The sequence below is a fragment of the Streptomyces sp. NBC_01669 genome (genome assembly GCF_026339735.1).
Classification (GTDB): domain Bacteria; phylum Actinomycetota; class Actinomycetes; order Streptomycetales; family Streptomycetaceae; genus Streptomyces; species Streptomyces yanii.
In genome coordinates, this window is record NZ_JAPEQG010000002.1 from 930884 (window position 1) to 943434 (window position 12551).

Consider the following 12551-nt stretch of genomic DNA (forward strand, 5'->3'; position numbering starts at 1 on the left):
GAGCACGTCGTCGAGGGTCTGGCCCTCGACACCGCCGCCGGGCTGCTGCACGCCCATCCCGCCCATCTGGTACGGGTGTTCAGCAGGGCGTACGGCATCGCCCCACACCAGTACCTGATGTCCCGGCGGGTCGGCCGGGCCCGGCGCCTGCTGCTGGAGGGACGGGCGCCGGGCGAGGTGGCGGCGGCCAGCGGCTTCTACGACCAGGCCCATCTCACCCGGCACTTCGGCCGGTTGGTGGGCGTGCCGCCGGGACGCTACCGGGCGGGCGTGCGCGGAACGTCGTAGCCGCTCACTTGACGTCGACGTAGTCGCCGGCCGCGGTCGCCCCGCCGGTCGTGTCCGTCTCGCCGAAGGTCCAGCGCCAGTAGCCGTCGGCGGAGGCGGTGACCGTGGTCTTCAGGGCACCGGCCGAGTTCGCCTTCACGATCTTGACCGTGGTGTAGGTGCTGGTGCCGGCCTTGCGGAACTGGAGCTTGGCCGACTTGCCGCCGAAGCCCGTGTACTTGTGCTGCGCCCAGTCGGCGCGGGTGATCGTGCCGGCCACGGTGAGCGTCTTGCCCTTGGCGACGGGCTCCGGGGAGGCGTTGACGGTGACCTTCGCCGCGCGCTTGACCCGGACCGTGCCGAAGCCGGTCAGGTACTCCGTGCTCTTGGGCTGGCCGTTCTTCCAGATACGGGCCATGACCCCGATCTTCCAGGTCGTGGCGTCGCTGTTGGAGTCCAGGGTGTAGCGCGGGTCGATGTACAGCTCGCCGTCGCACTGGGAGGGCGAGTAGTCGGAGTAGGTGATGACGTAGCTCATGTGAATGCCGTCGTCGCCCTCGTAGCCCTTGGCGGCCGTGGTGCCGCGGTACAGGAAGGGGTACGTGTTCGCGTCCCCCGCCTTGACCCCGGACGGCCAGGTCTTCCGGAACGCGAAGTCGGGGGTGACCTCGGCGCTGGTGCCCACGATGATGGGCTTGCCGTTGTTGAGGACCAGGTTCGACACGGTGATGCCGGTGTCCGCCGCCTCCGCGGTCGGCGCGGTGAACGTCCCCAGGGCGAGGGTTCCCGCGAGTACGACCGCGGAGCCGGATCTGCCTGCGCGCATGCACTGCCTCTTCGTCGGTGGGAGACCGGTGTGGTCCCGGTGCGGAACGAGCCGGTCGTCCACGCTAGCAGGCGCTCAGGAAACGTCAGTCGGATATTCGGGGCCCGAAGTGCCGGTCCCGCTGGGCGTCGTACAGGTTGCGCGGGCGTACGACGTCCGTGGTGACGTACAGCTCCAGCCGGGAGTGCAGGTCGCCGGTGAAGTCGGGGACGTCGATCTGGTCGAACTCGGTGACCGTGCTGATGCCGACGGTAGCGGAGTACGGGGCCAGGCCGTCGATCTTCATCAGGCCGGCGCGGCCGTTGGTCACGCGGATGTTCCAGTGGGCGAAGCGCACGCCGAACAGCGGGCCGGCGATGGCGTCGCCGCCGTGGCGGCCGTTGTTGTCGACGGTGATGTCGGTGCGGACGTTGGCGAACGGCAGCCCGCGGTGGCTGTCGAAGGTGCCCATGCGCATGTAGGCGCGCGACCAGACGCTGTAGGAGGACAGGCCCTCAACATTGACCGAGGAAGCACGAGGAGCCCGTCGAGATCGACGGCCAGCAGCACATCGTGAAACTCGGCGTATTCATCAGCAACACCAAAACCCGACGCGACAAACTCACCCACGAGCAACGCACCGCCCTCGCCGAACTCGGAGTGCGGTGGGCATAGAGGCGGGCGCGGGCGGTCGTTGAACCGCAAGGCCAAGCGAGGTGCATAGAGAGACCCCGGGACGTCGTCCCGGGATTTCGTGCCGTCAGCGCTCCAACGCAGGAAGGCCGGTCAGACCGGTTTCGAGCAGAATGCGGTCGACGGTCTCGGTCAGGGCGCTGTCGGCACTGATGACGGTCTCAATTCCGCCAGGGAGCAGATCGAGTTCCCGGTACCAGTCCCGCAGCTGCGGCTCGCTGACCTCGTGCGCAATCGGCTTGGTGGCATGCCGGGCAAGCGTCTCCGTGAACGGCACGTGAAGGTAGTAGCCGTGGGTCGGGCCACGATGGTCAGCGCGCAGCTGGGCAAGCATGTCGCCGTAGTGGTCGGCGTACAGGATCCCTTCAACGACGACGTGGTACCCGGCATCGAGCGCGTAGCGGGCCGTCAGGTCGATCAGGCCGATGTTCGCCGCTCCGGGCCGGTCCCGCTCGCGCAGGACGATCCGGCGCAGGTTGTCCTGGCCCACGAGGGCCAGGCCGCGGCCGAATCGGTCGCGGATGCCGGCCGCGACGGACGACTTGCCCGAGGCGCTGTTTCCTCGCAAGACGACCAGCCTCGTGTCTTCTGTGCCCACCATCACCCGGGCGAGGCTACCGGCGGCCACTGACACCGCCCGTCCGTCGGTGCTCGGCCCGGTGCCGGGGTGGGCAAGCCGTCGCGGAGGGCGGCTTGCCCAGGTTCTCCTCCGGCTTACCCGGGGGCGCCGGTGACGCGGCGCATCATGCGGCCGATGCGGGACTTGGGCCGGCGGGCGAGTTCGACGCGGCAATTGGGGCAGTGCTGCCCATCGGACGGCGGAACCTCTTCCCAGTCCTCGCGTGGGTCCAGGCTGTAGGGGTCGCCGTTCAGCGGGCCCTGGCATTGTCCGCAGACCAGGTCCGGCATCCGGGCCGCCGCCTCTTTCGCCTGGCGCTCCAGTTCAGCCTTCTGCTCCTGGCGCTGCCGCTCCCGTTCCGCCTGGCGGGTCTCCCGGGCGGCCTGGCGCTCGCGGTCGCGGGCGCGGGCGCGGGCGCGGGCGCGGGCGCGGTAGGCGCGGATGTCGTCGGGGTTGTCGAGTGCGTCAGACACGGCACCGGGCGTCCAGGTCATTCGTACAGTGGCGCGCTCCACCTGGACGCCAGGGACCACGCCCGCTCCACGGTGTGTGGGCCGAAGGCAGACGGGATGGCAGCTGGGGTGGGTTGAGGTCGGCTGGGAGCGTCTGAGGGTTTTCGCATCGGAGCACGACCTGCGAGCATGTATACCCTCGGTCGCCGACAGGAGGCTGGCCACCACCTGGAGGAGGCCCGTGAAGCGGCGGCTTGCCCAGTTCGGTGTCATCTTTCTGGGCATCGAGGCGTGGGTGGCCCTCCGCGACACGACTTCAGTTGTTTCGTTGGCGATCGGCTGCGTGTCCGTCGCAATACTTGCCTGTTGCTTCGCTATCCGTGTCTGGAGAGAGATCCAGGCCATCAAGGACGACAACAAGCAGACCCGGGACCGCGACCGGAATGACCATCGCTGACCGTTCCGGCCAAGGGCTGTCCCGTAAGTATCGAACTATCGTTTCGGCAACGCCGGGCGGCATGATGACCTCTGTGACGAACAGCGCGGATCTGCACCCTGCCCGGTTGCCGGGTTACGGCGATGAGCCGTTCACTCACCGGCATGAGCTGCTGAACGAGCGATTGTTCTGGTTGGCGCACCTCCACGACTGGGCGGACAGCACAGACGCGGAGGAGCTGCTGTACGGAGCCGACTACGACGCGGCCGGAGCCTTCCAGCGCCGTTTGTTCGAGCAGGCCGACTGGCCCACGTTCACCGTCCCGCTGCGGGCCGGCCACTGCCTCCATATCGTCTACCGCACGTTCGAGGAGGACGAGGGCATCGACTATCTCCTGCATCACCCCGATTGGAATCGGGTCGAGCTCCTCGCCACGGAGGAAGGCCACTTCATGGGCCCCGGCCTGTCGTGGCCGGAGCTGGTCGCGGCGGCGGGCAACGCCTTGCCCGGCGGCACCACCACGGACCCCCACGCGCGCTTGCTGCTCCTGCTGCCCGCCCTCGGCGACGATGCCCTACCGGACGATGCGAAGGGTTGCCTGGCGGCTGCCTTGCGGGCCCGCATCGGAGTCGAGGCCGCCGACACGCTGGCCGCCGCCCTCCTCGAAGCCCAGGGCCTATGGGGTCCGGCGCGCTGGACGACCACCGAGCGCGGTATCCGTATCAACGACGGCGAGTACTCGGTTCGCAACCCGGCAAACCTCGCTCTATTGCCCGCCCGCCTGGCCAGCGTCTCTGTCGCGCTGTCTCCTTAGCTTGGCTTTAAACCCCACCAAGATCATTTCTTGGTGGGGTTTAAAGCCAAGCTTAATCGGTTCACAGCAACGTCAAGGAAGACCTGCCCGCGCCGGGCAAGCCATCCCACCGACAGGCGCGACTTGGCAAGATCCTGCCGGACGAAATGGACTGCCGCGGCAAGTGATCTTACTGCGATGATCTTGGCCGTGGTTGGTGTAATTACGGCGTCGGAGCCGTCCTGGATAGGCCCGTTCACCGGGCTGAGCCCGCGCGCCTTCGGCAAGCTGGTGGCCCAGCTGCGGCGCGAGGGCGCCGACGCGTCCGGCCGGGGGCGGCCGTGGAAGCTGTCGCTGGAGGACCGTGTGCTGCTGGTGGCAGCGACTCCACCAACCATCAGGTGGTCATCGACGCCGCCACCATCGCCGCGTTCCTGCGCACCCGCGTCTACCGGCCCGAATCGCTTGTGTGGCTGGAGGGCTACCAAGCCCTCCGCCGCTGGCGGGCCGAGAACGACATCCACGGGCTCTACGCCGTCCCCTACGATACCGAGACCGAAGCCAGCGTCACAAAAAACTTCCCACTGGGGCGGTGGGTGCACCAGCAGAGGCGCGCCCTGCGCGCCAGCGACCTCGAGGCGCACCGCAAGGAGCAGCTGGACGCCGAAGGCATGGTCTGGGAGCCGGGAGACGAGGCATGGGAGACGAAGCTCGCCGCGCTTCGCAGCTATCGCCGTGCGCACGGGCACCTGGCACCCCGGCAGGATGCCGTATGGGGCGAAGAAGACAACGAACTGGTGTCCATCGGACAGCTCATGGCCAACCTCCGCAGGAAAGGCGGACTCGGCAAAAACCCCGAACGCGCGGAGAAGCGTGCCGCGCAGCTGACGGCCGTCGATGAGGACTGGTGCTGTCCCTGGCCACTGGACTGGCAACGCCACTACGCCGTACTCCGCGACCTCGCCGAAACCGAACCCGGCGGCAACCTCCCCGAGATCCAGCCCGGCGTGCTCTTCGAAGGTGATGACCTGGGGCGCTGGATCGAGCGGCAGGCCCGCGACTGGGTACAACTGGCCGAGGAGCAGCGGGAACGGCTGACCGCACTGGGCGTGAAGCCCACTGAACGACCGGCCCCGGCCCCCAAGGCCGCAGCGAAGGGGGCGGGCAAGGCGTCAGCGGCCTTCCAGCGGGGCGTAGCAGCCCTCACCCAATACATCGCGCGGGAAGGCGCCAGCACGCCGGTACCCCGAGCGCACCTCGAACCTGTCGTCATCAACGGCCAGGAGCACAAACTGAAGCTCGGCGTATGGGTCTCCAACACCAAGGCGAGGCGCGACAAGCTCACCCCCGAGCAGCGGGACGCCCTGGCCGAACTCGGAGTGGGGTGGGCATAACAAGCGCAGCAGAGCGGTGAAACCTACGGGCAAGCAAAGTGAACAGAGACCCCGGGACGTCGCGTGCGCATCGTCGGTGCGCATCGGATGCGCTCAGCGGGGCGCACCGGAACTCTGGCCGGGGCCGGGCTGGTGCGGGCGGTGTGCACACTGGTCGTCCTCGCAGTGCGGGCGCGGTGCGGTTTCATCGGGGAGGCCAGGGGCCTGGTGCATCCGCTCGCGAACCTCCGCGTTCAGCTTCGTGCCCGCCCGCTCGAACCGAAGCAGCTGGTCGGCGGTCAACTCCAGTGCTGCTATGTCGGTGCGCAGTGCGTCCAGGTCGACGGCCCGGCGGGCCTTGCGGACAGGGCGGTCCTCCTGGGCGAGGAGGTTCAGCTGCTCGGGCATCGCGGCCTGCTGGTGGAACGCCACGTCGTACGGATCCCGGCCGGTGCTGCGGGCTGTACGCAGCTGCGCCGTCAGCACTGCGCCGGCGATGACGGCGCGGTCGTAGCGCAGCGGCACCCGGGGTATGTCCCACTGCCTCGCTTCCCGGGGAAGCCGGGGTGCGGCCGGGTCGCCGGGGTCGGCCGGGGGATTGCGGTCCGGCTCGGGAACGTCGGTCGGCGGGCGCCGGGCGGGAGCGGCGCCGGGCAGGGCCCAGCGCGCGGTGTAGAGGCGGTACTCCGGGCGCTGCCCGCGCGACGTCCTCGCGTCGGTGATGTCGGTGCAGTACGCGGCGAGCGCGGCGTCCACGATCCGCTCGTCCAGGCCCCGCTCGCGGCGGCGGCCGCGCAGGACCAGGGCAAGGTGGCGGCGGGCTTCGGCAAGCAGGTGCCGACCGTGAAACCCGCCGCCGCCGTTCATCACGAACACGCACGCGGTGACGTCAACGGCCGCCAGGGCGACGTCGACCACCGCGGCGACGCGGGCCCGGATCGCGGCGGCCGCGGCGCGGGCGCGCTCGAGTACTCGATGACGTCGAGCTCCACCCCGGAGTTGAGGATGGCGCTCGCCTTCCACGAGGCGCGCAGCTGAGCAAGCGGCCGGGCGCACTGCTTGGGCGGGCGGGTCTTGCGGGCGGCGATCCGGTTCAGCTTGGTGCGGGCCCGCTCGGAGACGACGGGCAGGAACTTCAGCTCGCCGTCGTCGTCGACGGCGGTGACGTACTCGGCCTCCAGCTCCGTCAGGCAGGCGGCGATCTGCTCGCCGCGCCGCGCGGTCCAACCGATCAGCTCGTGCGGTACCCCGGCGATCTCCATGACCGGTCGGCGTCCCGGCGTGACCGTGCGCGGCTCAGAGGCCAACCCCAGGGCCCCGCAGACCTCAGCCATGACGAGCTCGTAGAGCGCGGACGCGGCGACGGTGTTCTCGTACAGGGCCTCTGTGTGTACAGAACCCCACGTGCCGTCCGGGCGCTGCCCCTTCACCGACAACAGCAGATGGTCATGCAGCAATGTTGACGCTCTTTGAAAATCGCCACCCCCGCTCACCGTGTTCTTCAGACCTGCTCCTGTTCCCCACCTGGGGCTGTAGATCGCTCTGCGCGTATCCAGCCCTGCAACACGCTTCGTAGGCGGGCCGACCATTACAGACGTTGCCGTGCCGTCGGTGAGGTCGTCGGCGGCCCGATGTCAGAGGGGCTGCTTAGGGTGACGCACAAGATCACCGGCAAGTGTGCCGGGGTGTGCGAATTGATAGTGGGGGTTGTCGTGGCCTGGTGGGAGAGAAAGCCGGGGGAGCGGGCGCAGTGGGTGCTGGATCCGCTGGTGGGGGTGGGGCCGCTGCGGTTCGGCATGTGTCCCGACGAGGTCAAGGCAGCCTTGGGAGGAGCCAACAGTGGCTCGCACGTTGCCCGGAGTGGATCGTCCTGGGAGAGGTACGGCGACGTGGGTGTGACCGCGGTCCACGGGCCAGGAATGCTCCTGGCCGCTGTGGCGATCGATGCGATGAGCGGACCGTTGGTGCGGTTCGGTGACGTCGAACTGATCGCCCGGGTGCCGTCCGAGGTGCGCGCGGACATCGATGCTCTCGCGCGCCAGGAGGGGATGGAGGTCCGGGCGAACTGGAGCGGTGACCCGGAAGTGGCGGCATGGGGCCTGTCCATGGGGGCCACGCAGGCGTGGGAGCTGTCGGCTGACGGGTACGTGCAGCGGACGGACAGGGTGATCTCCGAGGCGCTGCTGGTCGCCCCCGAATTGGCCGAGGATCCGTACGGGACTGAAACGATCGTCCACTGGTGGGACATTCGCGAGCAGCCGGTGAACCCCGGGGGCTGGCCGGTGACGGCCGACCAGGACCGGCAGCGCTGGGACTGGACGCCGCTGGAGAGCGTCGGCCCGCTCTGGTTCGGGATGAGCCCGCAGCAGGTGGCTGCGGCGCTGGGCGGCGCAGTGCCGGCTGCCCGCCGAGGGCACTTTCCCCACTACTGGTATCGCGAGTCCGCACAGTGGTACCTGGAAGAGGACCGGTTCGACGAGGCCGGGGTCACCGCGCACTACTCGTACCGGGAAGGCGTCCCCACCCTGGGAGCCGTGACCGTGCATGGGCGTAGCGGTCCCCAGCTCTCCTTCGACGGCATCGAGCTCATCGGCAAGACGGTCTCCACCGTCGACGCGGCCCTGGAACAGCGCGCGGAGAACGAGGAGATGGGCCTGGTCATCGGATGCTCGGGCGACCTGGGACCGGACGGGCTCAACATGTACGTGCGGGCCACCAGAGCCGGTGACGTCGTGGTCAGCGAGGCCAGGTTCTGTGCCACCGACTGGGAAGACCACGGCTGACACCACGAGATGGCCCAATCGTCTAGGACCCGCGCAGCGCACCATGACAATCAAGGACCCGACCGCGCTTCAAGACCTGGTTGCCTATCAAGCTTCGCTGCCCACTCGTTGAGGGCGCAAGCCAGTGAGGAAAGGGAGCACCGGTGAGGATTTTCAAGGAGTCCCATCAGCAACGGCATCCCGGACCGGGCCTCGTAGTGGCGAAAGCGCGCGGCAACCAGACCGCCGGGCGGCCGGACGCGGTGAATGCCACCGCTCCCGAACCGAACCACCGCCACCTGGTCCTCGATCCACTCCAGCACCAACTCGATCGCGCGCTCGTGCGCCGCCTCGATCGCCCGCCGGGTCCCGTCATCACCCAGCGCCCACAACAGGTAGATCGTCGGCTGCGGCCGGAACACGAAGTCGACGCCGGTGACCTTCACCCGGCGCCCGAGGGCCCCGGCCCGCCACGCAGCCGCCGGGCTGTCACCTGCGGCCAGCCGGTCGGCTTCGATCCGGTCGGCGTGCGGGTGCCGGCCACCCTCGCCGAACAGGTTCCGCAACTGCTGCTCGGTGACCTCCTCCCCCGCCACCAGACCCAGCACCACAAGGCCCCGGCCCATCCATCGCCCGGCCGGGACACCGGCCTCCTCCTGAGCCTTCTTCAGCGGTGTGCGGGGCGGGCGGCGGCCGTCACCGACGACGACCTGACGCAGGTAGTACCGGTACATCTGCCCAGCGGTAATCCTCGCGATATCCATCATAAAAACCACGCCCAAGCACGCAGAACGACCCCGCACCGGCTACAGACCAGACGGGCAACGAAGCCAGTGACCCGGAACGTCGTAATCGGTGTGAGGCGCCGCCCCCTCACGCTACGACGACACCAGACTGAACACCGCACCGGCCATGACCCGCGGACCAGTAAGCCCGAGATACCCCGCACCATCCCAGCGACCCCCTCCAGCCGGTTGAGCTCTGATTCCTGCCCCCATCAAGTGCGGCTGATGACGGCCGTGTCGGGGCAGTAGTGAGCGACTCCTGCTCCTGGGGGGGTGCCTCGGGCCCAATGCGGTCCTAGGGGTCGGCTGCTGCGCGACGTGCGCCACCGCAGGTTCTCCTGGGTCAGCCGCGAGGGACAGTCCCACCGTTGCATCCATCGTCACATGCACGCTGCGCTGGTCAGCCCAGACGGTGAGGATGCGGCCACTGAAGCCGCAGCACAGTGAGATCTTCTGGACGCCTGCCACCACCGTGAGCTCACCGCTCGGCGCCACCCGCGCTTCGAACTCGGCGGCACCAGCTCCCGCCGGCGGCGGATGCCGGCCCTCCGGGCAGGTCAGGTCTTGTGACAGAAGCGGCGTGTTCCCCGGATGCCGCAAAGTGATGACACCGCTGTACGAAGGGCAGCGGGCGCGAACTGCGGCAGATCGCATCCCCGCGCTGGCGGGTCAGGGGGTGAAACATGAGCGCTACGGAGCAAGGCCCTGGGATGGCCTCACATCTGAGGCCCGGAGGCGGCGGGGACCTACCGGAGCTGTTGATCGGCCGGGAGGCAGATCTGCGGCGTATGGACGCCCTTCTCAGAGGGCTTCCGGCGGCGGGCAGCGCCCTGGTGATCTCCGGTGAGCCGGGGGTGGGCAAGACCGCGCTGCTGGCGGCGGTAGCCGCCCGGGCAGTGGCTATCGGCGTGCGTGTCCTGCATGCGACAGGAACGCCGTTCGAGGCCCAGACCGGCTTCGGGGCCATCCGTCAGCTGCTCACTCCGGTGCTCGACGAGATCGACGCACTCGGCCGGCGCCACAGAGAGGTGCTGACGGTCGCCCTGGGACAGGGCACGGGGCCGGCACCCGGTCATGAGGACGTGGCCAGGGCGGTGCTTTCGCTGCTGACCGGAATGTCACGCCGGCGCCCTTTGCTGCTGATCCTGGACGACCTGCAGTGGATGGATCCCACCAGCGCCCTGGTCCTGGGCGGCGTGGCCCGCAGACTGCTCGGGACGCGGGCCGGTCTGCTGGCGGCTGAGCGCCCCGAGGTGGGTGGCTACTTCGACCACACCGGTTGCGCAACCCACCTTGTGGAGCCACTGACCGACGATGCCGCCGAGTTCTTACTGGTCAGCCGCTTCCCTAACCTGGCCGCCGCGGTCCGGCACCGGTTGATGGCCGAGGCTCAGGGCAACCCCCTCGCCCTCCTCGAACTCCCGGTGCCGCTCACACGCGCGCAGCGTACAGCGACGGCGCGGCTTCCTGCGCACCTTCCCCTCAGCGACCGCCTGCAAGCGGTGTTCGCCTCACGCGTCGAAGCCCTCCCTGCGATCACGCGCTACCTGCTGCTGCTCGCTGCTCTTGAAGGCACCGGCGACCTGGACCTGCTGCAGGCCGCCGTGGCGGGCCGGTCCAGCGTCAAGCAGCTCGGACCCGCCGAGCACGCCCGGCTGATACGTGTCGACGACCGAACCGGACGCCTGACGTTCCGCCACCCGCTGATCCGGCTCGCCGTGGTCGACCTGTCCACGAGCGGGCAGCGCCGCAGCGCTCACCTGGCCCTGGCCCGGCCACTGGACGATCAGCCGGAGCGGCAGGCATGGCATTTGGGCCAGGCCACCGTGGGCGCCGACGAGAAGGTGGCCGAACTGCTGGAGCGTGCCGCGCGCAGCATGAGCCGTCGTGGCGACGGCACCCTCGCCATCGCCGCGCTGCTGCGCGCCGCGGACCTCAGTGCCGACCGGCCGCAGCGTGCCCGCAGGCTGGCCGAAGCGGCGCATCTGGGCGCCTGCATCACCGGGGATCTGTACGAGGTGCCGCAGTTGCTCGACGACGCACGGCGGGCGGCGCCCGGACCCGCGCCCCTGGCTGCGGCCGTGGCCGGGGCCTCATACCTGCTCAACAGCGCAGGCGACATCGACACCGCCCACCATCTGCTCAGCTCAGCCGTAGCCTTGCAACCCACGCCCTACGACCCGCAGGACCCCACCGCCGTCGAAGCCCTCCACACCCTGCTGCTCGTCTGCTTCTTCGGCGGCAGACCGGAGCTGTGGGGTTCCTTCGACGCATCCCTTGGCCGCTTCCGCGCTGATCCGGGGATCCTGACCGTGACGAGAGCGACCTTCGCCGACCCGGTGCGCTGCGGCCGGGAGCACCTCGCGCAGCTCGACGCGGAAATTGCGGGACTCCCGTACGAGTCCGACCCGGTCCACATCATCCGCGTGGGCATCGCGGCCGCATACGTCGACCGGCTGGGCGGATGCGTTGAGGCGCTGACGCGCGTGGCCGAGGCGGGACGCAAGGGCCAGGCCGTCGCCCTGGCGATCAACGCACTTTTCCTGCGGGGCAACCATGCCCTGCACACCGGGCAGTGGGAACAGCTGGGTCGCGTAGCCCACGAAGGACTCGCGCTGTGCCAGGACCACGGATTCCCGATGCTGGCGTGGGCCGGGAACTTCCTCCTCGCTGCCCGTGCCGCGGCCCAGGGCGACTACGCCGCCGCTGAGAAGCTCACCGACGAGATGGACCGGTGGGCCTGGCCCCGGCAGGTCGGCGTCGTCCGCTTCTACGCCGCGCATGTACGAACCCTGGCCGCCCTCGGCCGAGGAGACTACGAGGACGCCTACCAGCAGGCGACGTCCGTACTGCCCGCCGGCAACTTCCCGCCGTTCGTCCCGCATGCCCTGTGGATGCTGCTGGACCTCACCGAGGCCGCGGTACGGGCCGGCCGCCGCGACGAGGCACGCGCGCACGTGGCCGCGGCCCGCGAGGCAGGCATCGACGCCCTCTCCCCGCGGCTCGCGATGCTGCTGCACGCCCTTGCCGCTCTTGCCGCCGACGGCGACGCGCGCATCCGGTACGAGCGGGCACTGGCGGTCCCTGGGGCCGAGCGCTGGCCCTTCGACCTGGCCCGGATCCACCTCTGCTACGGCGAGCACCTGCGCCGCGCCAAGGCCACCGCCGAGGCACGCCACCACCTCGCCGTCGCAGCGGACGCCTTCCGTCGGCTCGGAGCCGTTCCGTGGGCCACCCGGGCGGCCCAGGAGCTGCGCGCCACCGGCGGCCACCGGGAGAGTCCGCAGCTCCTCACCGGGGTCCCGCTGACGCCGCAGCAGCGGGAGATCGCGAAGCTGGCGGCGGCCGGTCTGACCAACAAGGAGATCGGTGAGCGGCTGTTCCTCTCCCCGCGCACTGTCTCGACGCATCTCCACCAGCTCTTCCCCAAACTCGGAGTCACCTCCCGAGCTGCTCTGCGCGACGCTCTTGACCGTCTGGCTTCGGACGACGACAGCACCCCGGCTTCCTGAACGCACGTCGCTCACCAGCCTCGCTGGGCTAGGTTGGTCTCGCGGTCGCGTGGC

Annotated in this window: 11 protein-coding genes and 4 pseudogenes; 8 read left to right on the forward strand and 7 right to left on the reverse strand. The window is 69.6% G+C overall.

The annotated features are described in order from the left end of the window. A pseudogene (locus OG972_RS45285) lies at nt 1-288 on the forward strand (helix-turn-helix transcriptional regulator); the annotation flags it as partial. Between the two features lie 4 nt (nt 289-292). Here the strand turns inward: OG972_RS45285 and OG972_RS45290 are convergent. Continuing rightward, on the reverse strand, nt 293-1093 hold the full coding sequence (locus OG972_RS45290) for a hypothetical protein (RefSeq protein WP_266992472.1): 801 nt from the start codon (nt 1091-1093) through the stop codon (nt 293-295). Nucleotides 1094-1178: 85 nt separating this feature from the next. Next, nucleotides 1179-1598: pseudogene (locus OG972_RS45295) on the reverse strand (hypothetical protein); the annotation flags it as partial. Nucleotides 1599-1645: 47 nt separating this feature from the next. Here OG972_RS45295 and OG972_RS45300 point away from each other — a divergent pair. Continuing rightward, a complete protein-coding gene (locus OG972_RS45300) occupies nt 1646-1747 on the forward strand; it encodes a helicase (RefSeq protein ID WP_266992475.1) in 102 nt (33 codons plus the stop codon). A gap of 85 nt (nt 1748-1832) precedes the next feature. On the opposite strand, the gene OG972_RS45305 is transcribed toward OG972_RS45300, so the two are convergent. Then, nucleotides 1833-2366 carry a kinase gene (locus OG972_RS45305; RefSeq protein ID WP_266992477.1) on the reverse strand — a complete coding sequence of 178 codons (534 nt, stop codon included), beginning with the start codon at nt 2364-2366 and terminating at the stop codon, nt 1833-1835. Nucleotides 2367-2479: 113 nt separating this feature from the next. After that, nucleotides 2480-2857: a hypothetical protein gene (locus OG972_RS45310; RefSeq protein ID WP_266992479.1), complete on the reverse strand. Its 378-nt coding sequence runs from the start codon at nt 2855-2857 to the stop codon at nt 2480-2482. Between the two features lie 220 nt (nt 2858-3077). On the opposite strand from OG972_RS45310, the gene OG972_RS45315 reads away from it, so the two are divergent. The 4 genes and pseudogenes from OG972_RS45315 to OG972_RS45330 form a co-directional block, all read left to right on the forward strand. Continuing rightward, nucleotides 3078-3293: a hypothetical protein gene (locus tag OG972_RS45315; RefSeq protein WP_266992481.1), complete on the forward strand. Its 216-nt coding sequence runs from the start codon at nt 3078-3080 to the stop codon at nt 3291-3293. Nucleotides 3294-3366: 73 nt separating this feature from the next. Further along, nucleotides 3367-4086: a hypothetical protein gene (locus tag OG972_RS45320; RefSeq protein ID WP_266992483.1), complete on the forward strand. Its 720-nt coding sequence runs from the start codon at nt 3367-3369 to the stop codon at nt 4084-4086. A 189-nt stretch (nt 4087-4275) separates the two neighbouring features. Continuing rightward, nucleotides 4276-4449, forward strand: a pseudogene (locus tag OG972_RS45325) (IS5/IS1182 family transposase); the annotation flags it as partial. Between the two features lie 26 nt (nt 4450-4475). After that, nucleotides 4476-5459 (forward strand): annotated as a pseudogene (locus OG972_RS45330) (helicase associated domain-containing protein); the annotation flags it as partial. Nucleotides 5460-5552: 93 nt separating this feature from the next. On the opposite strand, the gene OG972_RS45335 reads toward OG972_RS45330, so the two are convergent. Both OG972_RS45335 and OG972_RS45340 read right to left on the reverse strand, forming a co-directional pair. Next, entirely contained in the window at nt 5553-6356 is an 804-nt protein-coding gene (locus OG972_RS45335) for a hypothetical protein (protein WP_266992485.1), read from the reverse strand. After that, the gene (locus OG972_RS45340; protein WP_266992487.1) at nt 6305-6895 is read right to left on the reverse strand and encodes a relaxase domain-containing protein; all 591 of its coding nucleotides are present in this window, start codon (nt 6893-6895) and stop codon (nt 6305-6307) included. Before OG972_RS45340 ends, OG972_RS45335 begins: the two co-directional genes overlap by 52 nt. Before the next feature lie 195 nt (nt 6896-7090). Here OG972_RS45340 and OG972_RS45345 point away from each other — a divergent pair, with 195 nt between their 5' ends. Beyond that, the gene (locus OG972_RS45345) at nt 7091-8221 is read left to right on the forward strand and encodes a hypothetical protein (protein WP_266992489.1); all 1131 of its coding nucleotides are present in this window, start codon (nt 7091-7093) and stop codon (nt 8219-8221) included. Nucleotides 8222-8271: 50 nt separating this feature from the next. Here OG972_RS45345 and mobF read toward each other — a convergent pair whose 3' ends face one another. Next, the gene (gene mobF / locus OG972_RS45350) at nt 8272-8967 is read right to left on the reverse strand and encodes a MobF family relaxase (protein WP_323135989.1); all 696 of its coding nucleotides are present in this window, start codon (nt 8965-8967) and stop codon (nt 8272-8274) included. A gap of 728 nt (nt 8968-9695) precedes the next feature. On the opposite strand from mobF, the gene OG972_RS45355 reads away from it, so the two are divergent. After that, complete coding sequence (locus OG972_RS45355; RefSeq protein ID WP_266992493.1) at nt 9696-12497, forward strand: LuxR family transcriptional regulator; 2802 nt, start codon at nt 9696-9698, stop codon at nt 12495-12497. Nucleotides 12498-12551 lie beyond the last annotated feature (54 nt).

Excerpts from the sequence above, each read along its gene's own strand:
- mobF (WP_323135989.1), bottom strand. The coding sequence starts at position 8,967 with ATGATGGATATCGCGAGGATTACCGCTGGGCAGATGTACCGGTACTAC.
- OG972_RS45305 (WP_266992477.1), bottom strand. The coding sequence starts at position 2,366 with ATGGTGGGCACAGAAGACACGAGGCTGGTCGTCTTGCGAGGAAACAGC.
- OG972_RS45355 (WP_266992493.1), top strand. The coding sequence starts at position 9,696 with ATGGCCTCACATCTGAGGCCCGGAGGCGGCGGGGACCTACCGGAGCTG.
- OG972_RS45290 (WP_266992472.1), bottom strand. The coding sequence starts at position 1,093 with ATGCGCGCAGGCAGATCCGGCTCCGCGGTCGTACTCGCGGGAACCCTC.